The 25,725-nt window shown below is 75.6% G+C and carries 13 protein-coding genes and 1 pseudogene; 4 read left to right on the top strand and 10 right to left on the bottom strand.

What is annotated here, in order from left to right:
- Positions 1 to 232 precede the first annotated feature (232 nt).
- The 3 genes from ABZX96_RS31015 to ABZX96_RS31005 are packed head-to-tail and all read right to left on the bottom strand — an operon-like array spanning position 233 to position 3,808.
- On the bottom strand, positions 233 to 643 hold the full coding sequence (locus tag ABZX96_RS31015; RefSeq protein WP_355550795.1) for a DUF742 domain-containing protein: 411 nt from the start codon (positions 641 to 643) through the stop codon (positions 233 to 235).
- A 13-nt stretch (positions 644 to 656) separates the two neighbouring features.
- Complete coding sequence (locus ABZX96_RS31010) at positions 657 to 1,109, bottom strand: roadblock/LC7 domain-containing protein (protein ID WP_355550793.1); 453 nt, start codon at positions 1,107 to 1,109, stop codon at positions 657 to 659.
- A complete protein-coding gene (locus tag ABZX96_RS31005; RefSeq protein ID WP_355550791.1) occupies positions 1,106 to 3,808 on the bottom strand; it encodes a nitrate- and nitrite sensing domain-containing protein in 2,703 nt (900 codons plus the stop codon). Before ABZX96_RS31005 ends, ABZX96_RS31010 begins: the two co-directional genes overlap by 4 nt.
- Before the next feature lie 497 nt (positions 3,809 to 4,305).
- Between ABZX96_RS31005 and ABZX96_RS31000 the strand changes: the two genes are divergently transcribed.
- The 4 genes and pseudogenes from ABZX96_RS31000 (at position 4,306) to ABZX96_RS30985 (ending at position 10,344) form a co-directional block, all read left to right on the top strand.
- The gene (locus ABZX96_RS31000) at positions 4,306 to 4,680 is read left to right on the top strand and encodes a hypothetical protein (protein WP_355550789.1); all 375 of its coding nucleotides are present in this window, start codon (positions 4,306 to 4,308) and stop codon (positions 4,678 to 4,680) included.
- A 398-nt stretch (positions 4,681 to 5,078) separates the two neighbouring features.
- The gene (locus ABZX96_RS30995; RefSeq protein WP_355550815.1) at positions 5,079 to 7,598 is read left to right on the top strand and encodes an FAD-dependent oxidoreductase; all 2,520 of its coding nucleotides are present in this window, start codon (positions 5,079 to 5,081) and stop codon (positions 7,596 to 7,598) included.
- A gap of 107 nt (positions 7,599 to 7,705) precedes the next feature.
- A pseudogene (gene solA, locus ABZX96_RS30990) lies at positions 7,706 to 8,845 on the top strand (N-methyl-L-tryptophan oxidase); the annotation flags it as partial.
- Positions 8,846 to 9,156: 311 nt separating this feature from the next.
- On the top strand, positions 9,157 to 10,344 hold the full coding sequence (locus ABZX96_RS30985) for an aromatic ring-hydroxylating dioxygenase subunit alpha (protein WP_355550787.1): 1,188 nt from the start codon (positions 9,157 to 9,159) through the stop codon (positions 10,342 to 10,344).
- Between the two features lie 208 nt (positions 10,345 to 10,552).
- On the opposite strand, the gene ABZX96_RS30980 is transcribed toward ABZX96_RS30985, so the two are convergent.
- The 7 genes from ABZX96_RS30980 to ABZX96_RS30950 form a co-directional block, all read right to left on the bottom strand.
- Positions 10,553 to 15,199 carry a hypothetical protein gene (locus ABZX96_RS30980; protein ID WP_355550785.1) on the bottom strand — a complete coding sequence of 1,549 codons (4,647 nt, stop codon included), beginning with the start codon at positions 15,197 to 15,199 and terminating at the stop codon, positions 10,553 to 10,555.
- Between the two features lie 126 nt (positions 15,200 to 15,325).
- Complete coding sequence (locus ABZX96_RS30975; protein WP_355550783.1) at positions 15,326 to 16,471, bottom strand: hypothetical protein; 1,146 nt, start codon at positions 16,469 to 16,471, stop codon at positions 15,326 to 15,328.
- 157 nt (positions 16,472 to 16,628) lie between these two features.
- On the bottom strand, positions 16,629 to 18,167 hold the full coding sequence (locus ABZX96_RS30970; RefSeq protein WP_355550782.1) for a hypothetical protein: 1,539 nt from the start codon (positions 18,165 to 18,167) through the stop codon (positions 16,629 to 16,631).
- Positions 18,168 to 18,562: 395 nt separating this feature from the next.
- The gene (gene thpD, locus ABZX96_RS30965) at positions 18,563 to 19,630 is read right to left on the bottom strand and encodes an ectoine hydroxylase (RefSeq protein ID WP_355550780.1); all 1,068 of its coding nucleotides are present in this window, start codon (positions 19,628 to 19,630) and stop codon (positions 18,563 to 18,565) included.
- Positions 19,627 to 21,717, bottom strand: coding sequence for a primary-amine oxidase (locus ABZX96_RS30960; RefSeq protein ID WP_355550778.1), 2,091 nt, complete (start codon positions 21,715 to 21,717; stop codon positions 19,627 to 19,629). The genes thpD and ABZX96_RS30960 overlap by 4 nt, the downstream gene beginning before the upstream one ends.
- A complete protein-coding gene (locus ABZX96_RS30955) occupies positions 21,714 to 22,493 on the bottom strand; it encodes an alpha/beta fold hydrolase (protein WP_355550776.1) in 780 nt (259 codons plus the stop codon). The genes ABZX96_RS30960 and ABZX96_RS30955 overlap by 4 nt, the downstream gene beginning before the upstream one ends.
- Complete coding sequence (locus ABZX96_RS30950; protein ID WP_355550774.1) at positions 22,486 to 25,725, bottom strand: amino acid adenylation domain-containing protein; 3,240 nt, start codon at positions 25,723 to 25,725, stop codon at positions 22,486 to 22,488. The genes ABZX96_RS30955 and ABZX96_RS30950 overlap by 8 nt, the downstream gene beginning before the upstream one ends.

Below are 25,725 nucleotides of genomic sequence, written 5' to 3'. Positions count from 1 at the left end.
GGAGTTCACAAACGGTCAGCTTCTGCATGGGAACCGTACAACGTCGATCACCTGGTGCTCGTCGCGGTACGGAGTTCGGGAATTCCCGGGTCCGGAGGGCCGGGAAGATCCGGAAGGGTCGGGAAGGTCCGAAGGGTCCGGGGAGCCCGGCGCGCCTCTAGGGAGCGCGACCGGGGTCCGTTTCCGGGCGGACGGGGGACGGACGCGGTGCCGGACCGCCCGGCACCGCGGTTCACAGCGCCCGCAGCCCGTCGATGACCTCGCGCAGGACGCTCGCGTCCGGCAGCTCGGCCGGCGGCACCGGCCTGCTGACCCGCACCAGTTCGGCGTCCAGCAGATCGCCGATGAGCACGCGGACGACCCCGACCGGCAGGTCGAGCCCGGCCGCGAGCTCGGCGACCGACAGCGGGGCCGCCCGGCACCGGTCGACGATCTCCACGTGCTCCGGGGAGAGCGTCTGGTCGGTGACCGGCCCCTCCGCCCGGTCCTCGGCGATCACCACCGCGATCAGGTCGAGCCGCGCCTCGGCGGCGCTGCGGGTGCGTCCGCGGGTCATCGCGTACGGGCGGACGACGGGGCCCGCCTCGTCGTCGTACCAGTGCCGCGTCCCCCGTCCGAACGCCGCCGCGCCGTCTCCGCTCATGGCGTCACCGCCGTCATCCCCCGGCGGGCTGCCCCGACCGGGGCGCGGTGCCCAGGTGGGTGCCCACGCGCTTGACGAGCAGCGTCATCTCGTAGGCGATCAGCCCGACATCGGACTCGGCGTCGGCGAGCACGGCCAGACAGCTCCCGTCGCCCGCCGCGCTGACGAACAGGAACGCGTCGTCCAGCTCGACCAGGGTCTGCCGGACCCGGCCGGCGTCGAAGTGCCGTCCGACGCCCTTGGCCAGGCTGTGGAAGCCGGACGCGACCGCCGCGAGGTGCTCGCTGTCCTCGCGGGAGAGGTCGGCGGAGGCCCCGGTGGGCAGGCCGTCGCTGGAGAGGATCAGCGCCTTGCGGATGCTGCCCACCCGCCCGACCAGCTCGTCGAGGAGCCAGCCGAGCTCGCCCGATCCCGAACCCGATCCCCGCGCCCCGGCACTGGCCGCTGCTGCGTTCCGTGCGGTCATCGACCGTCGCCTCCTGATGTGTTCCCTGGTGCTGTGTTGCCCTGGTGGTCTCGTGTGCCGCGGGCGTCCGGCGGGACGTGGGTCCCTGGGGTGCCGTACGTCTCCGGTGCGTCGTAGGAGGCCGGTGCCTCGCGCGGGTCCGCCTGTACGGAGGTGCCGCGTGCGGCCCGGGGGCCGTCCTCGCCGTTCTCCCGGCGGCCCCGCTGCCAGCCGCGCTGGAGGGAGGCCATGCGGGCGCGCACCTCTTCGGCGTCGCGGTCGTCGACCTCGGTGACGCCGCCCGGCTGCTCCGCCTCGGCCCGCCAGGCGGGCTCGGCCTTGAGCTGCGGGGCGAGGCTGGCCTGCCGGACGCGGCGGGGCAGCCCGCCCGGCGTGGTGGGAGCCGGGGCGGCGTGCGGCGGGGTGTGCTCGGCCGGGTGGCCGTGGTCCCCGGCGTGGTCGGCCGGGCGCCTGCGGCGCGGCAGCCGCGCGGGCGCGTCGGGCACCTGGTCAGGAGCCGGCTGATGCTGCTCAAGGGCGGACGGTACGGGTACCGGGCCGCGCACCGGCCCCCGGTCGTGCTCACCGACGGGGAAGCGGTCGTGCTCCCCGCCGGTGAAGCGGCGCTCCTCGCCCCAGGACGTTCCCCCGTGCGGGCGCCTCCCGGGCCGAGGGCCGCCCCAGCCGCCCGGCTCGTCCGCCACCAGCGGCGCTTCCAGCTCCACCGGCCCGTCCAGGACGGCCCCGGCGCCCGCGGCGCGCTCCGGCGGCAGGGCGCCGAGCTTCGCGGTGAGCGGGATCCCGGCGCCGTCGGTGTCCTTCCCGTCCCGTTCCGGCGCGTCGGTGAGGATGGTGCCGGGCACGAAGACGACCGCGGTGGTGCCGCCGTACGGGGAGGGCTGGAGCGACACCCGGACGTGCTGCCGCCGGGCCAGGCGGCTGACGACGAAGAGGCCGAGCCGGTCGGTGTCGGACAGTTCGAACTCGGGGGTCTCGGCGAGCCGGAGGTTGGCGTCCAGCATGTCGTCCGGGCTCATGCCCAGGCCGCGGTCGTGGATCTCCAGGGTGAAGCCGTTGGAGACCCGCTCGCCGACCACGTGGACGGCGGTGTGCGGCGGCGAGAAGACGGTGGCGTTCTCCAGCAGCTCGGCGATCAGGTGGGTGAGGTCGGAGACGGCGGGTCCGTCGACGGCGAGCCGCGGGAGGCGGCGTACCTCGATGCGTTCGTAGTCCTCCACCTCCGCGACCGCGGCGCGGACCACGTCCATGAGCTGGACGGGCTTGCGCCACTGCCGGGAGGGCGCCGCGCCGGAGAGGATGACCAGGCCCTCGGCGTGCCGCCGCATGCGGGTGGTGAGGTGGTCGAGCCGGAACAGGTCGGCGAGCTCGTCGGTGTCCTCGGTGCGGCGCTCCATGGCGTCCAGCAGCGTCAGCTGACGGTGCAGCAGCACCTGACTGCGGCGGGCGAGGTTGACGAACACCTCCGAGACGCCGTGCCGCATCTCGGCCTGTTTGACGGCGGCCTCGACGGCGGCGCGCTGGAGGGTGTTGAGCGCCTGTCCGACCTGCCCCATCTCGTCCGGTCCGAACTCCAGGCGCGGCGCCTCGGTCTCCACGTCCACCTGCTCCCCCGCGGCCAGCCGGCGCATCACGCTCGGCAGGCGGACGGCGGAGACCTCCAGGGCGCTCTTGCGCAGGCGGGTGAGGTCCTTGACGAGCCGGCGGCCGATGCGCAGCGAGATCGCCACGGAGACCAGCAGGGTCAGGAAGCCGAGCACACCGGCGCCGGCCGCCTTGAGCAGAACGGAGCGGGCGACCGGCGCGACGCGCTCTTTGAAGCGCTCGCCGGCTTCCCGGCCCATGCGTTCCAGGTCGCCCAGCACCTTGGTGGAGGCGGCGTTCCAGCGTTCGGCGTCGACGGCGCGCGGGCTGCCGGCCGCGATCACCTGGTCCTCGTAGGAGACGAGTTCGCGGGCCCCGGCCGTGCGCCAGTAGTCCTGGAAGATCGCGCGCTCGGAGGCGGGCAGCACGGGGAGGGCGGTGTCGTAGAGCACCCGGCGTTCGGCGACGCGGTCGGAGAACCGCCGCACGTCCGCCTTGTCCATGCCGCCGGCGGCCAGCCCGGCGGCGAGCAGCGCGTCCTCACGGGCCAGGGCCTCGCGGGCGCGGGTGACGTTGATCAGGGCCCGGCCCTGCTTGTCCATCGCCACGTTCTCCAGGCCGTACAGGGAGGCCAGGAACTGGTAGTGCGGATCGACCAGCGCGTTGTAGGCCTCGAAGACCTCGCCGCGGGTGATGGTGTTGTGCTCGATGCGGGTGCGCAGCGCGGAGAGGCCGTCGGCGCCCTGGAGGACGGTGCGTATGCGGACCCCGGCCTCGCCGTTCAGGTCCTCGCGCACGTCCGGGTCCTGGGCGTTGGTCCGCAGCCGGTCGACGGCCCGGTCGGTGGCCTGTGCGCGCTTGCGCAGGCTGTCCAGCGCGTCGGCGCCGCGGCGGTCGGCCAGGTAGAGGAGGCTTTGCCGGCGTTCCTTCTGGAGGGCCTGGACGGCCTCCTCGGCCGGGTAGCCGAGCCGGTTGACGACGTTGGCGACGTCGAGCAGCTGGTCGGCCTCGCGGCCGGTGATGTAGGTGGCGAACGCCCACATGGCGGTGAGCGACACCAGCGGCACGAGCAGCAGCGCCACGATCTTCCGACGGATCGACTTCCCTCGAAAGCGCATGGCCTCCCCTACGTCAACCCCGGCGCACGGGGACGGTGTTCCGTCAACAAACGGCGCCGAGCCTACTACTGTCGGGGGAACAACTCGAAGACGTGTCCGAGCGCCAGGGGGTTGACTGAGCCGCAGGTCAGGGGTGGAACGTCACGAGTTGTCCGTTGATTCCGGGACAACCCACCCGCCTCTGTGGTCTCGAACACCTCGGGCCCGCACCGCCGTCCACGACGACGGGTGGCCGAAAAACCACGGTCCCCGGGAACCCGCTCGCGCCGCCGTTCGTGACCATGGAAAACCAGGGGAACGGTACGGCACGGCGCGGCCCGCCGGCACGACGGACCGGCCGGCGCGACGCGGCCGGAAGACCCGCGACCGGCCCGTGAGCACGGCCGGCGCGCCCGCAGGGCGAGCCGGGCCCGGGCACCCGCCGAAGGGCCGCGTCGTGGGCCTGGGCACGGTCGTGGCCCCGGGCACGTGAGAAGCACGGGGAGAGTGACGTGTTCATGGACACCGGCAGACGTCCCTTGTGGCAGGAGGAGCCGGCGGCCAGGCGCCGGATGCCCGACCCCGTCCGCACGTCGGCGGTACGGGCCGTCATCATCGTCGCGCTGACGCTCATTCAGGCCATGGTGGCGTTCCTGTGCGCGGTGGCGGGCGCGTGGTTCGCCTTCCCGGCCGTCCTCAGTACGGTCGCCAGCACCGTGGTCGCCACCTGGGGCGTGCTGGACGTGTGGGTGACGCGCCAGGTGTGGGTGCAGCGCAACGGCGTGCACTCGCTGCCGAGCAGCACGGCCCGCGCCCGGCGCCGCTCCCGCCGCCGCGAACGCCGGACGCGGGGGGACGATCAGGGCTCACCGAGGGATCGGGCGGCGGCGTGAGGGGCGGCGGCCGGGGCGCCCTTTGGGACGGCGGCGGCCCGGGTGCCCTTTGCCGGGGATTCTTTGGGGCGGCTGCTGACGCCTCGCCAGACGCCTTTTGCCGGGGCTTCGGGTGCTCCCCCGTCCACCCCGGGTTGGCTTCGGGCGCACCTTGACGGGTTCCGGGCGCGCTTCGAGCATGGCCCCCATGCGCGGATCCCGGAGCGCCCCCACGCAGCGGAACCCGATCACCCGGGCGCCGTGGCCGCGCGTCGCCGCATCCCTGCCCCACCCCCTGCGCGGCGCCCGGCGGCGCCGGTGAGGAGTGCGCCATGCCGTACGCCGACCCCGTCCACGGCCCCGCCGACCCGCGGCGCGCCCGGTTGGTGATCATCGGTGCGGGGATCGTCGGCTGCGCCCTGGCCGACGAGCTGACCGAACGGGGCTGGCGGCACGTCACCGTCCTGGAACAGGGCCCTCCGGACGCCCCGGACGGCGCGACCTCGCACGCCCCCGGGCTGGTCTTCCGCGTCCATCCCTCCGCGACGATGACCGGCTTCGCCGCGTACACGGTCCGCAAGTACACCGAGTTGACGGACGGCGACGGGCGGCCCTGCTTCGAGGCGGTCGGCGGGCTGGAGCTCGCCACCACCCGGGAACGGTGGGCGGACCTGCACCGCAGGGCCGACCTGGCGGCCTCCTGGGGCATCGAGGCGGAGGTGGTCGGGCCACGGCGGTGCGCCCAGCTGTGGCCGCTGCTGGACGGCGCGCGCGTCCGGGGCGGCCTGCACACCCCCGGCGACGGGCTGGCGCGGGCGCTCCCGGCCGCCCGCGCCCAGGCGGACCGGGCGCGGGCGCGCGGCGCCGCGTTCCACTACGAGCACACCGTCACCGGGATCGAACGCGGCGCGGGCGGGGTCACCGGTGTCGTCACCGATCGAGGGGCCTTCCCGGCGGACGTGGTGGTGTGCGCGGCGGGCAGTTGGGGGCCGGTGATCGGCGCCCTGGCCGGGGTGCCGGTGCCGCTGCTGCCACTGGCCCACCAGTACGCGAAGACCTCGCCGCTGGAGGGACTGGACGGCCGGCGGCCCGCCCTGCGCTTCCAGGACCGGGACCTGTACTTCCGCGCACACGCGGAGGAGGGCTCCCCGGCCCGGCTCGGCATCGGCTCGTACGCCCACCGGCCGCTGCCGGTCGATCCGTTCGCCCTCTCGCGGGGGACGGACGCGGCGGAGCGCTCGTCTTCGGGCGAGCTCGGGGCGGCCGACACGGAAGGGGCGGACGAGCCTCGGGCGGCCACTGCGAAAGGGCCGGACGCACCCGGATCGCCCGCCGTGGAAGGCCCCGGCGCCTCCCTCGCGCGTACCGCGTCCACCCTCCCCTTCACGCCGGACGACTTCGCGCCGAGCGCACGGGACGCCGCCTGGCTGCTGCCCGCCCTGGAGCGGGCTCGGATCGCCGAGGGGTTCAACGGGGTGTTCTGCTTCACGCCGGACGGCCTGCCGCTGCTGGGCGAGTCCCGGGAGCTGCCCGGCTTCTGGCTGGCGGAGGCGGTGTGGGTCACCCACTCCGCGGGCGTCGCCCGGGCGCTCGCCCAGTGGCTGACGGACGGCCACCCGGCGACCGACCTCCACGCCTTCGTTCCCTCCCGCTTCGAAGGGGCGCAGCTCTCCCCGTCCTTCGTGGCCGAGCGCGGCGAGCGGCAGTACGTCGAGGTGTACGACGTCCTGCATCCGCTCCAGCCGCCGGCCGGGCCGCGTCCGCTGCGGGTCAGCCCCTGGTACGGGCGGCAGCGGGAGCTCGGCGCGTACTTCCTGGAGGCCGGTGGCTGGGAGCGTCCCTACTGGTACGAGGCCAACGTGCCGCCCGCCGGCAGCATCGCGCTCCCGGAGCGGGACGCCTGGTCGGCGCGCCACTGGTCGCCGGCCGCGGCGGTCGAGGCGCGCGCCGCCCGGGAGAGCGCCGTCCTGTACGACCTCACGCCCGTACGGCACCTGGAGGTCGCCGGGACCGGCGCGGCGGACTTCCTGCGGCATCTGACGACCGCGCGCCTCGGGGACGCGCCCGGAGCGGTGGGCTCCGGGCTGCTGCTGGACCCGGCGGGCGGGGTGTGGGGCGAGGTCTCCGTCACCCGCCTCCCCGACGACCCGCGCGGCGGCGCGCGCTTCCTGGTCGGCCTGGCCGACGGCGTGGAGATGGACCGGCTGCTGCGGCAGGTGCCCGCCTCCGTCCTGGTCCGCGACCTCACCCCGGGGACCTGCCGCGTCGGCCTGCGGGGCCCGCGCGCCGACGATCTGCTGCGCTCCCTCACCCGTACGGATCTCTCGTTCGCGTCCTTCGACGCCCGCACGGCCCGCGAGGTGTTCGTCGGCGAGGTGCCGGTGACCGCGCTGCGGTGGTCCCGGAGCGGCGAGGCGCGGCCGGGGCCGCACTGGGAGCTGCACACCACCGCCGATCTCGGGCTGCGGCTGTGGGACACGCTGTGGACGGCGGGCCGGGCGCACGGTCTGGTCGCGGCCGGGGACAGCGCGCTGGAGAGCCTGCGCCTGGAGGACGGCCACCCCGCCTGGGGCCGCGACGTGACCTGCGAGCACGACCCGTACGCGGCCGGGCTGGGGCACCTCGTCCGGCAGGACGGCGGCGACTTCGCCGGACGGGCCGCCCTGACGGCACGCCGCGGACGGCCGGCGGCGCGCCGCCTGGTCCGGCTGACGCTCGACGACCCGGCGGCCGTGGTGCTCGGCTCCGAACCCGTGTACGCCGACGGGGAACCCGCGGGCCACGTGACCACCGCGGCGTACGGGTACACCCTCGGGCGCACCGTCGCGTACGCCTGGCTGCCCGCCCGGGCGAGCGCGCCGGGCGCCGTCGTCCACGTCGCGTACTTCGGCGAGAAACTGCCGGCGACGATCGTCGGCGACGCCCGCGCCGGGATCTGACCCCGTCGGCCCGGCACGCCCGGATCCCACGGACGCACCCCGTCCAGAAGCCCCCACACCTCACGAACGCTCCCCGCCCCACCGCCGGACCCACCCGGGAGGCCCGCTTGTCCCCCACCTACGACGTGATCGTGCTCGGCCTCGGCGGCATGGGCAGCGCCGCCGCCCGCCACCTGGCGGCGCGCGGGGCCCGGGTGCTGGGCCTGGAGAAGTTCGGCCCGGCGCACGCGCGCGGCTCCAGCCACGGCGGGTCGCGCATCACCCGCCAGTCCTACTTCGAGGACCCCGCCTACGTCCCGCTGCTGCTGCGCGCCTATGAGGGGTACGCGCGCCTGGAGCGGGAGACCGGCCGGCGCGTGGCCACGCTGTGCGGCGGGCTGATGCTGGGGCCGCCGGAGAGCCGTACGGTCGCCGGCGCGCTCCGTTCGGCCCTCACCTGGGACCTGCCGCACGAGATGCTCGACGCCGCCGAGATCCGCCGCCGCTTCCCCGAGTTCACCCCGGCCCCGGACGAGGTGGCCCTGTACGAGCGCCGGGCCGGGCTGCTGCGCCCGGAGGAGACCGTCGCCGCGCACCTGCGGCTCGCCGACCGGGACGGCGCCGACCTGCGCTTCCACGAGCCGGTCGTCCGCTGGGCGGCGCTGCCGGGCGGGCGCGGCGTGCGGGTGCGCACCGCGCGGGGGACGTACGCGGCGGGCCGGCTGGTGATCTGCCCGGGGGCCTGGGCGCCGGGGCTGCTGGCCGGCCTCGGGGTGCCGTTCACCGTCGAGCGGCAGGTCACGTACTGGTTCCGGCCCAAGGGCGGGACCGGCCCGTACACGCCGGACCGGCACCCGGTGCACATCTGGGAGGACCGGGCGGGCGTGCAGAGCTACGGGTTCCCCGCCGTCGACGGGCCGGACGGCGGGGTGAAGGTCGCGTTCTTCCGCAAGGGCACGGTCTGCACACCCGACACCATCGACCGGGAGGTGCACGAGGACGAGGTCCGGGCCATGGCCACGCGCACCGCCCGGCTGCTGCCCGCCGTCCCCGGCACCTACCTGCGGGCCACGACCTGCATGTACACCAACACGGCCGACCAGCACTTCGTGATCGCGCCGCACCCGGCGCACCCCGAGGCGGCCGTGGTCGCCTGCGGGTTCTCCGGGCACGGCTTCAAGTTCGCGCCGGTGGTGGGCGAGATCCTGGCGGACCTGGCGCTGACGGGGCGGACCGCGCACCCCATCGGACTGTTCGCGCCCGATCGGCCGGGGCTGGTGCCTGGTGGGGGTGGCGGCACCGGGACGCGGCCCTCGCCCCACGGCAACGGGCACGCGCTTCATACTCCGTCTCCCGCATCCCACGGCAACGGGCACGTGCCCGGCCGCCCCGCCTCCCCCTCCGATCGACCGGCGGCGAACCACACCACCGTTCCGGAGCCACCGCGGCACGCGCCCGGCGCGCCGCCCTCCGCATCCGCTCCGTCCTCCGCACCCGGCGGCGGCAACGGGCACACCCCCGGCCGCCCCTCCCCCACCGCACCCCGCGGACCATCCGCCCCGTCCCCCGGAGGCGCCCGATGACCCCTGCCCGTACGACCGCCGTCCCCCGCCCGGCGGGGAGCGCCGACGACCTGCTCCCCACGCTCCCCGGGTCCTGGTACACCGACTCTCGGGTCTTCGCCCGGGAGCGGGAGCACCTCTTCGAAGCACTGTGGATCTGCGCGGTGCGCGCCGCCGACCTGGAGGGGCCCGGCGCCTTCCGCACCGTCCAGGTGGGGCGCGAAAGCGTCCTGGTCGTCCGCGATCGGGACGGTGGCCTCGGCGCCTTTCTGAACGTGTGCCGGCACCGGGGCGCCCGCCTGTGCACCGAGGAGTCGGGCACGGTGCGGCGCACCCTGCGGTGCCCGTACCACGCCTGGAGCTACGACCTGGAGGGGCGGTTGGTGGCGGCCCCGCACTTCCCGAGGATGCCGGAGGCGGTGCGGGCCGGGCGCGGACTGGTCCCGGTGCGGCTGCGCGAGTGGCTGGGGTACGTGTGGCTGTGCCTGGCCGACGAGCCGCCGTCGTTCGAGGACACGGTGATCGCGGCGGTCACCGAGCGGCTGGGCGACCCGGCGGCCGTGGAGCGCTGGGACATCGAACGGCTGGCGCTCGGCCGGCGGGTCACCTATGACGTGCGCGCCAACTGGAAGCTGCTCGTCGAGAACTTCATGGAGTGCTACCACTGCGCCGTCATCCACCCCGAACTGACCGGGCTGCTGCCGGAGTTCGCGGAGGGCTACGCCGCGCAGTACTTCGTGGGGCACGGGGCCGCGTTCGCGCGGGACGCGCGGGGGTTCACCGTGGACGGCGGCGCCGGGTTCGGCCGATTGCCGGGGCTGACGGCGGAGCAGGACCGCCGGTACTACGCGGTGACCGTGCGGCCCCAGGTGTTCGTCAACCTGGTGCCGGACCACGTCATCTGGCACCGGATGTTCCCGGTGGACGCGGACCGCACGGTGGTGGAGTGCGACTGGCTGTACGCGCCGGAGGTACCGGCCTCGGGCGCCGACCTGGAGCGGTCCGCGGACCTCTTCCACCGGGTCAACACCCAGGACTTCGCGGCCTGCGAGCGCACCCAGTTGTCGATGGGCTCGCGCGCCTACCGGACCGGCGGGGTGCTCGTCCCCAGCGAGCACCACATCGGCGACTTCCACCGGTGGGTGGCGGCCCGCGTCCCGGCGCCGGGGGACGCGGACGCCGGAACCGGGCCGGGAGCGTCCTGAGGGAAGGTCGTCGGGGGCCCGCGCCGCCCCGTCCAAGGCCCGGCCCCCACGCCCCCCGTCAGCGCGCCTCCGCGGTCTCCTGCGGTCGGCGGTCCGCCTCCCGACGGGCCAAGGGCGCCCCGATGAAAGACCGTCAGGGGCACCCGTGCCACCCGTCAGCGGTGCCGACGAGCGGAGGGCACCCCGGCGAAAGGGCCCCACGCCCCCGTCAACGCGCCTCCGCCGCCTCCTGTGGCCGCCGGTACATCCGGGTCGCCGTGATCTCGCCGTGCACCGGCTCGGAGTCCGGGTCGCGCTGCGGCAGGCCCGGCCGCAGGTGCTCCTCGACGCTGATGTACTTCAGGCCCGCGCGCAGGTCCGCGTCGTTGCGCAGCCGGATGACCAGCGGGAACTCGGCGAGCGCCGTGGTGTCGAACAGGCCCGTGGTGTAAAGGAGCTGGACGCCCAGCGCGTCCGCGACGGCGCGCTGGAGCTCCAGCAGGTACGTCGCGTTGGCGCGGCCGATGGGGTTGTCCAGGAACAGCGTGCCGGCGTGCCGCTGCTTGTCGCGGCCCCGGTCGTTGCTGCGCAGCGCGGCCATCGTGCAGTACAGGGCGATGGCGGCGGTGAGGAGCTGGCCGCCGGAGAACACGTCGCCCATCTGCCCGACGGGCACCCGCTCGGCGCGCAGCACCGCGTCCGGCTTGAGGATCTCCACGGCCACGCCGCGCGGCTGGAGGGCGGCGGCGACGCCGCGCAGCAGCAGGGACATGCCGTCCCGGCGCAGGTCGCTGTTCTTCTTGACGGCCGCGCGGGTGGCCTCGTCGATGACCTCGCCGAGCCGTTCGGTGAGCGTGGCCTGGTCCGGGTCGTCGAAGCGGATGCGCAGGAACTCCTGGCCGGACCACTCCCCCAGCCCCTCCGGCAGCCGGGAGAGCCGCTGCGCGGAGCGCAGGGTGGTCAGCGAGGACTCCACCAGGCCGCGCAGCCGGTCCACGATGCTGTCGCGGTTGCGCTCCAGCTGCGCCAGCTCGTCGGTGAGCACCCGCAGGCGGGGCGCGAACGCGTCCGCCCACTTGGCGGCGTGGTCGGGCAGCGCCGCGGCGGGCAGCTCGCGGATCTGCTGCCGGGCCGGGGTGCGCACCTGCTCGTAGCGGGTGGCGTTGGCGTGCCGGATCAGGACGTCGCTGGCCTCGCGCACCGCCGCCTCGGCCGCCGACAGGTCGCTCGCGCAGCCGCGCAGCGAGCGGCGGGACTCGGCGGCGGCCTGCCGCGCCTCCTCCAGGCGGCCCGGGTAGGGCGCGGGCCGCTCCCCGTCCTCGTCCTCGTGATCGCGCAGCAGGTCCCGCAGGAGGGTGGCGGTCTCGTCGAACCCGGCCGCGGCCTCCTCGGCGGCGCGGTGTGCGCGCAGCAGCTCGCCGTGTGTGGCGCGGGCGGTCTCCAGGGCGTCGGTGGCGGTGGCGAGGGTGGCGCCGGCGGTGCGCAGCAGGTCCTTGGCGCTGTCGGCGTCGGCGGGGACCATCTCCTCGGGCAGGTCGGTGTGCGCCTCGCCGTCGGCCGGGGCCAGCCGTTCGGCCTCGCCGCGCAGCCGGCCGAGCTGTTCGCTGGCGGCCGAGGCGCGGGTCTCCAGCATGTGGACAAGGGACTCGGCGCGGTCGGCGGCGGCCTGCCGGGAGGGGCCGTCGGCCGCGTCCGGGGTGTCCAGGAGGTTTTCGGCGCGGGTGCGGACCTTGTTGGTGAGGCGGTTCAGTTCGGCCAGGGCGGCGGACTCGTCGCCCTCGGCGCGGGCCTGTTCGGCGCGCAGGTCGGCGCCGACGCCCACCTTCTCGTAGAGCTGGGAGGCGGCGCGGTAGGCCTCGCGCAGTGCGGGCAGCGAGGTCGGGCGGGCCTGTTCGGCGTCGGCCTCCTCTCCGGTGTCGTCGGCCTCGTCGCGGACGCCGGCGATCTCGGCGCGTTCGGCGCGCAGGGCGTGCGCGGTGCGGCGGGCGTCGTCGGCGGCCCGCTGGGCGGCCCGACGGTCCTCGTCGGCGGCGCGTGCCCGGTCCACGCACTCCTCGGCGCGGGCCTCGAACTCGGCGCCCTCGTCGGCCAGTTCACGCAGGCGGAGCTGCCAGCCGGCGCGCTCGCGCAGCCGGTGGGCCAGGCCCGCGAGCGCGTCGGCGACCCGGCGGGCGCGCTGCGCGGCCTCCTGCCGCTCGTCGCGCACCCGGGCGGCCTCGGCCGCGGCCTCGTCGGCCTCGGCGCGCCGCGCGCGGGCCTCGGTCAGCTCCTCGGCGGCGGCCTCCGCGGCGGCGGCGGTCCGCTCGGCCTCGGCGGCGAGTTCGGCGAGGCGGCCGGCCGGGCAGCCGGTGCGCCAGGAGGACAGCCGGGCGGCCAGCGTGCGGTCCCCGGCGAGCCGGCCGGCCAGCCGCCGGATCTCCTCGTCGCGCTCGGTGGCGCGGGCGCGCAGTGCCTGGCGCTCCTCGTCGGCGGCGGACTCGTCGTGCATGGCCGGGTTCGGCGGGACGAGGAAGACGCCGGTGTCCTGGGCGTCGGGCGCCGGGGTGGGGGCGAGCAGGGCGGCGGCGGTGCCGACGGCGACGGCGGACCGGGGCAGCAGCGCGGCCTGGGACAGCACCTCGCGGGCCCGGGCGTGGGTGTCGGGGTCGGTGATGATCACACCGTCGACGAGTTCGGGGCGGGCGGCCAGCACCCGGGCGTGGTCCTCGGGGGCGACGGACTGGGCTAGGTAGCGCCAGCCGGGCAGCGCGGGCACGCCGTGCTCGCCCAGGTACTCCACCGTGGCCAGCACGTCGGGGCCGGGCGGCAGCAGGCCGCCGTCACCGAGCGCGCCGAGGATGCGGGCGTCGTCGGCGGCGGCGGTGCGCAGGTCGAACAGCTGCCGCTCGGCGGCGGACACCTGCTCCTCCAGCAGCTCCTGGAGGGCGTCGGCGTTGCGGTCCAGTTCCTCGGCGTCCAGCCCGGCGGGCGCGCGGTCGTCGCCGTTCGCCTCGCCGCTGCGGGGGGCGGGGACACCTCCGGCGGTGCGGCGCTGCGGGAGGCCCAGCAGGTCGGCGAGGCGCTGCTCGGCGCCGATGGACGCGGCGGCGCGGCGCTCGGCGTCGTACGCCCGTTCGGCGGCCTGCGCGGCGTCCTCGGCACGGGCGGCGGCCAGTTCGGCGGCGGAGTGACGGGCGGCGGCCTCGCGTGCCCGCTCGGCGGTCTCCCGGGCGCGCTCGCGGGCCTCGTCGTAGGCGTCGACGGTGGTCTTCTCGGCGTCGGCGGCGGCCAGCGCGGCGCGCGCCGGGTCGGCGTCCGGGGCGGAGTCGTCCAGCCAGCCGGCCTGTACCGCCTCGGCTGTCTCCTGCTCGACCTCGGCGAGCCGCTGCTGGAGGTGGCCGGTCTCGCTGCGGGCGCGCTGGGCCTGGGTGGCGGCGGCGGTGGCGTCCCGGTGGGCGCTCTCGGCGGCTTCCTGGAGGGCGGCGGAGCGCTCGTCCTGCTCGGCGGCGATCCGCTCGCTCGCCTCCGCCGCCCCCTCCAGGGCGCGGACCAGCGCGGACGCGGCGCGGGCGCGGGCCGCGAGCGCCGGGGCGGCGTCGCGCTCGGCCTCGCGGATGGCGGCGGCGACGCGGGCGGAGCGGTCGGCGGCGGCGCGGTGCCGCAGCACGGTCTCGGCGGCCTGCCAGGCGGAATGCAGGGTGCGGGCGTCGTTGAGCTCGCGGCGCTGGGCGGCGGCGCCCTTCTCGGCGGCGGCGAGCGCCAGGGAGGCGTGCCGGTAGGCGATCTCGGCGGCGATGAGGGCGTGCCGCTCGCGGGCGCCCTCGGCGTCGGTGACCGCGTGCGCGGCGCCGGCGACCTGCTCGGCCAGCTCGGCGGCGCGGCCCCGCTCCTCGGTGGCGCGGGCGTGCAGCCGCTGGGCGAGCGCGCGGGTGCGGCGCTCGGCCCCGGCGTGCACCTCGCGGGCGCGCTCGCGGTGCTCGGCGGCCTCGGCGATGCGGGTGAGGAGGTCCAGCGACCCGGCGGTGAAGTCGCGTTCGGCGGTCAGCTCGGCGCGTCGGCCCAGCTTGTGGGCGAAGCCGTGGACGAGGTCGGCCAGCCCGTCGGTGTCGCGGGTGTCGGTGACCGCGCGGAGCAGCAGGTCGGTGAAGTCGGAGTCGTTCTTGACGGCGAACAGGCCCGCGGCCTCGCCCTCGTCGGCGTTCATCTCCCGCTGGTACCGGAAGAGCTCGGGGTCCAGGCCCAGGTCGCCGAGGTGCTCGTTCCAGCGCTCGTGGACCTCTTCCCAGACGACGTCCAGGTTGGGGTAGTTCTTGCCGGCCTCCATGAGGGCGTCGCGGAAGCCCTTCATGGTGCGGCGCCGCCCGCGCGCCCCGGAGGCGCCTTCCCCGGAGGCCCGGACGAGGGTGGACTCGGCCACCGGCAGCGAGTCCAGGCTCATGCCGGGGCCCGGCCGGAAGCTGTACCAGGCCTCGGCGAACTTCCGCGGGTCGTTGGAGACCTGCCGCCCGCGCCACTCGCTGACCTTGCCCACCACGATGGACTCGCCCGTCAGGGTGTGCTGCCACTCCAGCGCGACGTGCCCGCAGTCGTCGGCGAGCAGGAACTTGCGCAGCACGCCGGAGCTGGCGCCGCCCAGGGTGTTGCGGTGGCCGGGCAGCATGACCGAGAAGATCAGCTTGAGCAGGACGGACTTGCCGCCGCCGTTCTCCAGGAACAGCACGCCCGCCGGGGCGGGCCGGCGCGGCGGGCCGACCGGCTCGTCCTCGAAGAAGTCCGCCTGCGCGGGGGCCGGGTCGGGGACCGGCTCGCCGACGCCGCGCAGATCCAGCACGGTGTCGGCGTAGCGCGCGCCGGCGGGCCCGATGGAGTAGAGGCGGACCCGGGACAGCTCGTACATGGCGGACTCTCGTTGTCGGGGTGGACGGGAAGACGGACGGGTGGGCCGGTCGGGACCGGTGGTGCCGGTCGGGACCGGTGGTTGCCGATCAGGACCGGTCGTGTGGATCAGGATCGGCGGTGCCGGTCAGGACGCGTGGAAGGGGAGCCCCGCGTCGGAGACCAGGTCGAGGGCGTCGGTGTCCTCAGGCGGCAGCAGCGAGGCGCTGCCGTCGCCGACCGGGACGACGCCCAGCTCCAGCAGCTCGGCCATGGCGGCGCTGCCCGCCATGTCGCGCACCTGGAGCTGGTAGCGGGCGGTGGTGCGGTAGGTGCCTCCGGCGTCGTCGCCGGTGCGCTGGAGGAAGCCGGAGTCGACGAGGAAGGAGACGGCCTTGGCGATGATGCCGGTCGTCGAACCGGCCAGCCGCCGGGCGTCCTTGGTGGCGCCGGTGGCGCTGCGCCGGGCGTAGACCCGCCAGGCGGCCTCCAGGCCGGGCGCGTCGCTGACCGGGTCGGTGTTCTCGCCCTGCTCCTCGGCGCGCTCCTCCAGGCGGCGGCAGGCCTGCCGTATGAAGGCGTCCACGCCGTTGACGGTGATGCGGCCGATGTACCCGTCGTCGGCCAGGTCCTCCGGGCGGGGGAAGGCCAGCGCCGCGACGGCCAGGTGCGCCAGCCCGTGCAGGAACCGGTCGGCGGAGTCCGCCGAGGCGCGCCGCGCGTAGTCGCCCATGCGGACGGCGAAGACGGAGTCCTCGGCGGCCGTGACCGCCATGCCCGCGCGCGTGGACACCTCCAGGACGACCAGGCCCAGGCCGGTGGCCACCGCGTCGGCGAGCCGGGCGAAGGCCGGGTCCTCGCGGTAGCGGCGCAGCAGGTCGCCGTACTCGGCGTCGCGGGCGGGCAGCAGCTTGGGCTGGAGCCCGAAGGACACCAGGCGGGCGGCGTCCGCCGCGTCGGCGGGGGTGACCGCAGCAGGGCGGGCGTCGGCGTCGGATGCCGGGCGGGCGGGGCGGTACGGGTCGGGGGACGCGGAGACGGACGGGTACGGGTCCGGGGTCGCGAAGCCGGACAGGTGCGGGTCCGGGGTCGCGGAGCCGGACGGGTGCGGGTCCGCGGCGTCCCCTGCGGGGGCGTCCAACGGTGCTTCGTGGGAGGCGGCGGCCGGGTGTCCGTCCGGCCCCGGGCCGTCCGGCGCGCCCGCCGGAACGGTGGAGCCGGTGCCGTCCGCACCGCCTCCGGCGGTCGCGGCGTCCTCCGGCCGCGCCGCGTCGTCGGCGTCGTACTCGCTCACGGTCCCCACTCCTCGCGGCCTCCGGGGAGGCCCGTCTCGTTCCTCTCACGCCGCGCCCACCGCGGCGTCGTCGACGTCGGCCCGCCCGCGGGCCACGTCGGTCCGGTCGGCGGCGTCCACGCCACCGGCGTCCACACGGTCGTCACCCTCGGTCTTCTCATGCCGCCTCCGACCGGTCCGCCGCCATGCCGGCCGCGTCGAGCAGCGCCGTGCCGACGATGAGGTCGGCGCCGCCGAACTCGGGGTCGTCCAACCGCGTCCCGTCGTCCACCGCGAACAGCAGGCGCTGCTCGCCCTGCCGGTAGGCCGTGCCGACCGGCGGGCTGGCCGCGTGCACCGCCAGCAGGGCCACCAGATAGGGCAGTTCCGGGTCCTGGCGGCGGGCGTCGGCGAGCAGGCCGGAGAGCCGGCGGGGCGCGTCGGCGGGCAGGTCGAGCAGCTCCATCGCCGCCGCCAACTGCTCCTCGCTGAACCGGCTGTCGTCCGGCGTCGCTATCAGATCCGGCTCGGGCATCTCGGCGCCCAGGTGCTCGCGCTCCATGGGGGGCGTCAGGAGCAGGTCCACCAGGTCCCCGACCCGTACGGACGAGGGGGTGCGCAGGCCCGTGCCGCGCGCGAAGAAGGCGTCGGTGACGCGGAGGGCGCTCTCGACGGGCAGCGGCAGCACCGGGGCGACGAGCTGGCCGTACAGATCCAGACCGGCGCGGCCGGCCGGTGGCGCGAACGCCTGCCGGTCCTGCTCGGCGCGGAAGAGGGGGCCCGCCTCCAGCAGCCGGGACTGGAGCTGGGTGTGCCGGCGGATGCAGTCCTTGACGATGTCGACCAGCTCGGCGGCGCGCCGCTTGTGCTCGCCCGCCTTCTCGCCGACCGCCTCGGCGTCGTCCCGCACCCGGCGGATGTTGGTGAGGATGGCGTTCTCGTGGCGGTAGCGGTCGGCGACGTGGTCCAGCGCCTCGGCGATCATGTCGGGGACGGCGTGCAGCCAGTCCACCGCGCGGACGTTGCGCCGGGTGGCCTCCAGGGTGCGGCGCAGCGTCTCGGCGTACTGGACCGTGCGGTAGCGGGCCTGCTCGGCGGCGAGCTGGGCGTCCGCCAGCCGGCCGCGGGCGATGAGCACCTCCAGCTTGACCTCGGCGGCGATCTGCGCGCTGGTGACGTCCGTGTCCAGCGCGCCGACCAGGACGTTGACCGCCTCGTCCGTGGTGCGCAGGTACACGCCGCCGCCCGGGCCCGGCACCTCCTCGACGAGCTTGAAGTCGTAGTCCCGGCGGACGTACTCGCCCTCGGGCCCGAAGGTGCCGTACACCGCGCGGAAGCCGCGGTCCACGCTGCCGACGTTGATGAGGTTGTCCAGCACCCAGCGGGCCACCCGCTCGTGCTCCGCTGCGGGCCGATCCGGCGTCTGCGCGGCGACGCGCGGCAGGAGCCGGGCCACTATCTGCTCGTGGTCGGCGCCGGTGTCGAAGTCCATGTTGAGCGTCACCAGGTCGATGGCCGCGAGCGCGACCTCCGCCATGGCGTACACCCCGTACTCGCCCGCGAGGTTGGCCTTGCGCACGTCGAGGTCGTGCAGCGGCGCGGTGCACGCCAGGGCGCGCAGCCGGCGGGCCAGGCCCTCGTCGGCGGCCGGGCCCGGTGCGGGCCGGGAGGGCCCGTTGAGCTGGGGCGCGACGGCCCCCGGGGCAGGAAATGTCACGTCGCACAGAGTAGGCGCTCCCACTGACAACGGACGAAACGGCACCCGGCCACCGCGTCGGCGGGTGGCGCCTCCCACAGCGCTGACGTCGGCTTTCGCCCCGTCCTTCACCTGCCCGGTGGCGACGGGGCACCCCGTCGCGCCGCCGTGGCGATGCTCACCGGGAGTGAGGGACGGGACGGTGGGGACACCCGCCCGGGAGCATACGGGACGCGTTCGGAACGGGAACGGGAGGGGGGCCGGTCAGCGGCGAGGCCCCTGCCCGGCCCCGGTCCCCTCCCCCCTGCTGTTCATCCGACCGCCCCCTCCCGCTCGCCGCTTTCCCGTCCCTCCCCGCGTTCCCGCGCTTCCCCCCGTTCTCATTCCTCGCTGCGTTCCCGTCCCTCCCCCCGTTCTCATTCCACGCCGCGTTCCCGTTCCTCCCCGCGCTCCCGTTCCTCCTCCGTTTCCAGCGGCGTGACATCGCGCGCGGCGAGGAACGGCGGCCGGGGCGCGGGCGCGGCGAACGGCTCGCCGGGGGCGTTGTGCACGCTGTTGTAGACGACGAAGACATTGGAGCGCGGATACGGAGTGATGTTGCCGTTGGACCCGTGCAGGCAATTGGAGTCGAAGACGACGGCCGATCCCGCCGCCCCGACGCAACTCTCGATCCCCCTCTCGCGGGCCAGTTCCGCCACCGCCGCGTCGTCCGGCGTGCCCACCGCCGCGCCGTGGGTGCGCAGGGAATGCCGGAAGTGGTCGGGCGGGGTTTCCCCCGCGCACGGGACGAAGGTGTGGTGGGAACCCGGAACGATCATCAGGCTGCCGTTGCAGTGCAGATTCTCCGTCAGTGCGATGGAGAAACTCAGGGCCCGGGGCGCGGGCATTCCGTCCTCCGCGTGCCAGGTCTCGAAATCCGCGTGCCAGTGGAACGGGCCGCCCTTGAAGCCGGGTTTGTAATTGACCCGGCTTTGGTGGACGTACACCGGGGAGCCCAGGATCTGGCGGGCGATGCCGAGGATGCGCGGATCGCGCACCAGGCGGTCGAAGGCCGGACTGATGCGGTGCACCTCGAAGATCGAGCGCAGTTCCCGCGAACCCTCTTCGGACACCCTCCGGTCGTCGTCCTTCAACGCCGGGTCGGTGGCGAGGGCGGCGATCTCCCGGGTGAGCCCGGCGACCTCGTCCGGGGTCAGCAGCGCCGGCTCTACGTGGAAGCCGTCCCGGTCGTACGCCCGCAGCGCGTCCGCGTCCAGGGGCCCGTCCCCCGGAGCGCCCCAGACCACCGGGTCCGGGCGGGGACGGAGCCCGGACGGAGCGGGCAGCCGGGTGGGGTAGCGGTCGGTCCGGGGCGTCCGATGGGGCGTGCCTGCCGCCCCCGTCTCCTTCGCCGTCTTTATTCCCTTCGTCGCCTTCATCTCCTTCGCCGTCCCTGTTCCCTTCGTCGCTCGCGTCTCCCCCGTCGTCCGGTTCGTCCTGGTCATGTCGTCTCCTTGGGGTCGTCGGGCTCCCCGGAGCCGGACCGGCCACGGTGCTCCCCCGGCATCCCGGCCTCGTCCCCGTCCGGGTCGCTCACCACCGTGCAGTGCCCGGTGGGCGCCGGCAGGTCCAGCGCCGGGTTGCCGTCGAAGAACCCGTCCGGCCGCAGGCTGAAGCCGGTGGTCACCACGGGCATCGCGGGCCAGTCCTCGGGCCGTACGACGTGGTGCTCGCCGAAGGTGTGCCAGAGGACCACGTCGGTGTCCGCCAGCGGGCGGTCGGCGGCGGTGTAGGCGGGGAGCCCGGTGTCCGCGCGCCGCTGCCAGGGGTAGTCGCCCGCCGCGTATGTCTGCCGCGGGTCGTAGGCGGTCACCCACAGGTGCCCGTAGACGAAGCGGGCCCGGTGCCAGGCCTTGCCGCCTTCGGGCTCGATGGGCAGCAGGCCGGATTCCGGGACGAGCCGGTAGCCGGTGGGCTCGCCCAGCCCGTTGCGGGCGCGGGGATTGACCACGCGCCAGAAACGGCCGGTGGGCGCGTGGGCGACGCGCCGGGCGGCGTTCTTCTCGGAATCCAGGAGGGTCGCTTCGGTGCGCCATCCGTTGCCGTGCGGATTGCGGTCGCCGGCGGGCAGGGGGACGGAATCCACCTCGTAGACGGAATTGCGGTCACCGTCGACGGAGACGTCCAGCCGCATGTTGAAGAAGTGCTGGTGGTGCGGTCCGTAGAGGCCGGGGGCGACGGCCGTTCCGGAGCGGGGGCGGGCGCCGGAGAACGCCCCCGTGGAAATCATTCCGGTGAGTTTCACCTCGAACCTGATGGTGCCGTCCACGGAGAAGTACCAGAAGTATCCGTACTGGTAATTCCCCAGCACGGCGAAGGTGGAGACGACCAGGCGGCGTCCGCGCCGGGTGACCGCTTTCCCGGTGCGGAAGTCGGTGTGTTTCCAGATGATTCCGGTGTCTTCTTCGTGCATGCAGACGGCGTTCTTCTGGACGACCGGATTCCCGTCCTGATCATGGGACGTCACGTCGAAGTAGTGGATGTCCCCGAGGCAGTCGCACCCCGGTTCCAGGGAGTTCAGCAGGAATCCGGCCCCGTATTCGCCCTGGTCGAAGGCGTTCTTGCGGCGGTGGGTGAGCCCGGGGTCGCCATAGGGCGTGTAGATCTCGGACAGGGCCGCCCGGTGCAGGACCGGCCGCGGCCGTCCCCCGTCCTCGTACGCCACCTGATGCAGCACCAGGCCCTCGCGCACGGTGAACCCGATCCGGAACCGCCACTTCTGCCAGCGGACGGCGTACCCGTCCACGGTGAAGCTGGGGCCTTCCGGCTGGGTGATGTCGATGGGGCGGAGGTCTTGCCGCGTCCGGACATCGGGGGGCCAGTCGGCGGCGGGGCGGACATCTGGGAGCGGGGGGTGATCCGGGGGGCCGGTGTCCCGCACCGGGGACGAAAGGCCGGCCTCGCCCCCGCGCACCTCCGGGTCGTAGTTCCCCGCCATCGGCGGCAGCGGCACCGCCTCGTCGTCGGTGACCTCCAGCACCTCCAGGGAGTCGAGGTCCACGAGCACCACCAGGTTCTCCACCGGCCGCGCGTACCCGTTGTCGCCCGGGTACGCGCGGACGAAGGTCAGCGGGTGGGCCAGCCTCCGGTCCGGCTCCCCGGGGGCGTCGACGGCCTCGGCGGGCCAGGCGTCGATCATCGCCAGGGAGAAGTCCGTCACCCCTCGGCGTCGCATCGCCCGCCGCCAGCGCGGGTCCGCGCGCACCGCCTCGCCGCACTGGACGAAGTCCTCCTCGGTGATGGGCGTGCGCGCCCCCGGCACGTGTTCCCAGCGGATCACCTCGGCCCTGGTGAGCGAGACGACGGCCTCATAGGTGCGTCGCTCCTTCCGGTCGCGCAGCACCATGGAGACCTCCCGGGGCACCGGCCGTCCGGCGTCGTGCGGCAGCCGCTTGTCCGGTTCACGGAGCGAGATGAGGACGAAGCGGACGTTCGGCGTAATCTCCGGGCGCCTCCTGGCGATCGCCACGGCCGTGCGGATCTCGTCCGCGGTCAGCGGGGCCAGCGGGTGCGGGGGCGCCGTAGGGCTCACGGGGTCTCCTTACGGTCGGGGGCGCGCAGGGCGGCGGTGTGCAGGGCGGTGTGCACGTCCTTGGCGATGGCCCGCAGCACGTAGGGCCGTGCGTCGTCCAGATAGAAGTGACCGCCCGGGAACCGCCGGACGACGACCGGCTCCCCCGGGGTGGCCCGGATCCGCGCCCAGTCCGCCAGGAGTTCCGGCCGGACGGTGGGGTCGGCCGCGCCCGCGTACACGGTGACGGGGCACGCAAGCGGCTCGCCGTCCCGGTGGGCGTAGGTCTCGGCGGCGGCGTAGTCGGCCCGCAGCCGGGGCAGCAGGACGCGCAGCAGCTCGGGCTCCGCCAGGACGTGCGCGGACGTGCCGCCCAGCCGCAGCACCTCGCGCAGGAACTCCGGCTCCGGCAGCAGGTGGCGGTCCCGGGACGCCTCGGCCACGCGGTGCGGCGGGTCGCTGCCCGAGGCGACGAGGAGCACCGGGACGCGCGCCCGCCGCCGCAGTTCGCGCGCCGTCTCATAGGCGAGGACGGCGCCCATGCTGTGCCCGAAGAACGCGTACGCGGGCGGGTGGCGGCCCTCCCTGCCGACGAGCCGGTCGGCCGCGTCGGCCGCCAGGGCGTCCATGTCCCGCAACGGGGTCTCCCTCACACGGCCGTCGCGCCCGGGGAGTTCGGCCGGGACGACCTCGACCGCCGGGGCCAGCGCGGCGGCCCACGCCCGGTAGCCGGCGGCGCTGCCGCCCGCGTGCGGGAAGCAGACCAGGCGGACGCGGGGCGCGCCGGTGTCAGGCACGGGGGCGGCGCTCCGGTGGTCCGCCGTTCGCCAGCGCGGCGGCCAGGTCCTTGACCGTGGGGGCGGCGAGGAACGTCTCCAGGTCGGCGCCCAGACCCAGTTCGTTGCGCACCTGGGTGACGTAGCGCGCCGCGTGCAGCGAACTCCCCCCGGCGGCGAAGAAGTCCTCGGCCACGCCCAGGCGTTCCAGGCCGAGCACCCGGGCGGCCAGGGAGGCCAGCGCCCGCTCGGTCGGGGAGAGGTCGCCGGGGGCGGCGCTGTCGTCCGCGCCGTCGTGGTGACCGGCGTCGCCGGAGACGGGCCGGTCCGGGCCGCCGTTCGCGGAGAGGGCGGGCAGCGCGCCGTGGTCGACCTTCCCGTTGGCCGTCAAGGGGACGAACGGGATGAGGCCGATGCCCGCGGGCACCATGTACTCCGGCAGCCTCTCGCGCAGGTGGCGCCGGAGCGTGCGGGTGTCGGGGACGTACGGGAGGGCCGCGACGACGTACGCGTCGATGCGGTCCGCGTCGGCGCGCAGGACCGCCGTGCGCACCTGGGGATGGAGCTCCAGCGCGTTGCGGATCTCGCCGAGTTCGATCCGGTGGCCGTGGATCTTGACCTGGTCGTCGGCGCGCCCGAGGAAGTCCAGCGAGCCGTCCGGACGAAGCCGCACCATGTCGCCCGTCCGGTAGAGCCGCCCTCCGGGCTCCTCGGTGAACGGGTCGGGGACGAAGCGCTCCTGGGTGAGCGCCGGCCGGTGCCGGTAGCCGCGGGTGACGCCGGCACCCGCCACGTACAGCTCGCCGGGGCGGCCGGCCGGGACCGGGGCGCCGGACTCGTCCAGGACGTACACGCGGACGTTGGCCAGCGGCCGGCCGATCGGGACGGGCCCGTCGGCGTCCTGGGGGCCGCAGCGCCAGTGGGTGACGTCGATGGCGCACTCGCTGGGCCCGTAGAGGTTGTGCAGCACGGCGCGCGTCCCGGACGCGTGAAACCGCCGGACCAGGCCGGGCGGCAGGACCTCGCCGCCGCAGAAGACGTGCCGCAGGCCGGTCACCGCGCCCAGCCCCGGGTCCTTCTCCTCCAGCAGCAGGTCCAGGACGGAGGGCACGCAGGTGAAGGCGGTGACCCGGTTCGTCAGCATCGTCTCCAGCAGGCCGCGCGGATCGGCCGCCGCCCTGGGGGCGGCCAGGACGAGGGTCGCGCCCGACATCAGGGGGGCGAAGACCTCCCATATGGAGGCGTCGAATCCGAGCGCCGTGTGCTGGAGCACCGCGTCCCCCGGGCCCAGCGGGAACATCCGCGCGTCCCAGTGCAACCGGTTGGCGAGGTTGCGGTGCTCGACCTCGACGCCCTTGGGCATGCCGGTGGAACCCGAGGTGTAGACGAGGTACGCGAGGTCGCGCGGTTGGGCGCGCGGGGGCACCAGCCCGGCCGGCTGCCGGTCGAGCAGCGGGCCCAGCCGGTCGACGGCCAGCACCGGCGCACCCTCGGGCAGCCAGTCGGTCAGCCAGTCGTGCGTGAGCACCGTGACGGCGCCGCTGTCGCGCAGCAGGAACGCCAGCCGTTCAGGCGGGTCGGCGGGGTCCAGCAGCAGGCACGCCCCGCCGGCCTTGAGCACGGCCAGGATGGCGGCCACCGCGTCGGCCGAGCGTTCCATGCAGATGCCGACCGCGTCGTCCGGACCGGTGCCGCGGCCCCGCAGGACGTGCGCGAGCCGGTCGGCCCGTTCGTCCAGTTCCCGGTAGGTCAGGACGGTGGACCCGTCGCGCACGGCGGGCCGCTCCGGGTGCCGCGCGGCGGCCCGTTCGACGAACCGGTGCAGACACGGGCCGTCCGGGTAGCGGGCCGCCGTGTCGTTCAGCGAGGACGGCACCCGCCTGCGCAGCAGGGGGACGAGCGCCGCCTCGGGCACGGCGTCCCACAGGGCGCGCGGCTCGGCGACGCGGGGGAGGTGGCCGAGGTCCGGGTCCCGGTCGGGGTGCTGGGCGTGGCCGGGGTTCTGGACGTGGCCGGGGCGCGCCGTGGCACCGGTTCCGTCGCGCGTCTGCTCCGCGAGGAGGCGCAGATAGCAGCGGGCCGCGGTCGTCTCGTCGGCGAGCCCGGCGGCCCCGGAGACGTGCAGCGCGTGCGCGGCGCACTCCTCCGCGACGGGGCGCACGGCGTCGAGCAGCGCGCCGGTGCCGTACAGAGGGTCGGTGCCGTCCCGGGGGGCGGGGGCCGGGGCCGTTCCGGGGTACCCGATGGGCTGTCCCCCGGCCTCGGCCTCGTATCGACGGCCCCAGGCGGGCTGTTCCCCAGCCCCGGCCTCGTCCCCAAGGCCCGGGGCGGACCGTTCCCCGGTCACCAGGCCGTCGAGCATCAGCGCCAAGGCGCCGATGGACAACCGCAGCCCTTCCAGGCGGGCGCGCTGCGTGGCCAACGGGAAGGCGACGGCCTGATAGGCGCCGATGAGCTTGCCGAACTGCCGCCGCCTCCCGGCGCGGTCGGCTGCCGCCCGCAGGGCGGTGCGGCCCAGCCCCACGAGGTGAGCGGCCCGCAGCAGCGCCGCACCGGCCCATGGCATTGCGGCGGAAGGCCCGGGAGCACCCTCCGCCGAAAGGCCGCTCTCAAGAAGCCGCGATGCAGCGCCGTCCTCACGGACCCGCGACGCAAGGCCGTCCTCAAGGGGCCGCGACGCGACGCCGCCCTCAGAGACCCGCGACGCGACCTCGTCCTCAGGGAGCCGCAGTTCCACGACCGTCCCCCCAGGAACGCACCGCTCCTCGGTGCGCATCCCCGCCGTGCGGACGATCCGCGCGCCCGATGGCGCGGCGTCACACGGACGACCTGACGGACCGGCGGGTGAGCCTCCCCCGTCGTCCGCCCCCGGCACCACGACGAGATCCGGCAGACCGTCGGTGAACCACGCCGCCCCGGGCACCGGCCCCGGCCACCAGAGGCCCACCGCCACCTCTCCCCGCAGTACGGCGCCCAGCGCGTCCGGTGCCCCGACGGCCACCCACGGCGCGGCGGCCACGCCGTCCAGCGCGTCGCCGGGCAGCAGCGCCCGCCCCAGTTCCTCGGCCAGCAGCGCGGCCTCGTACCAGCCCAGGCCCAGCCCACCCCGTTCGGCGGGCACGCACAGCCCGAACCAGCCGTGCCGCGCCATGATCCGCCGCACGCCGGTCACCGGCGCACCGCCGCCGCAGGGGGCCCACGCGTCGGCGAAGTCGCGGACCAGTTGCTGCCGCCACGCCGTGGTCGCAGGCAT

This window comes from Streptomyces sp. NPDC003077 (assembly GCF_040611095.1).
Lineage (GTDB): Bacteria > Actinomycetota > Actinomycetes > Streptomycetales > Streptomycetaceae > Streptomyces.
Note: the sequence above shows the minus strand (reverse complement) of the source record. Positions and strands in the feature narration are given on the sequence as shown.

Bases quoted from the DNA above. Each gene is read 5' to 3' on its own strand.
- ABZX96_RS31015 (WP_355550795.1), bottom strand. From the start codon at position 643: ATGAGCGGAGACGGCGCGGCGGCGTTCGGACGGGGGACGCGGCACTGG.
- ABZX96_RS31010 (WP_355550793.1), bottom strand. From the start codon at position 1,109: ATGACCGCACGGAACGCAGCAGCGGCCAGTGCCGGGGCGCGGGGATCG.
- ABZX96_RS31005 (WP_355550791.1), bottom strand. From the start codon at position 3,808: ATGCGCTTTCGAGGGAAGTCGATCCGTCGGAAGATCGTGGCGCTGCTG.
- ABZX96_RS31000 (WP_355550789.1), top strand. From the start codon at position 4,306: ATGGACACCGGCAGACGTCCCTTGTGGCAGGAGGAGCCGGCGGCCAGG.
- ABZX96_RS30985 (WP_355550787.1), top strand. From the start codon at position 9,157: ATGACCCCTGCCCGTACGACCGCCGTCCCCCGCCCGGCGGGGAGCGCC.
- ABZX96_RS30980 (WP_355550785.1), bottom strand. From the start codon at position 15,199: ATGTACGAGCTGTCCCGGGTCCGCCTCTACTCCATCGGGCCCGCCGGC.
- thpD (WP_355550780.1), bottom strand. From the start codon at position 19,630: ATGACCAGGACGAACCGGACGACGGGGGAGACGCGAGCGACGAAGGGA.
- ABZX96_RS30950 (WP_355550774.1), bottom strand. From the start codon at position 25,725: ATGCCTGCGACCACGGCGTGGCGGCAGCAACTGGTCCGCGACTTCGCC.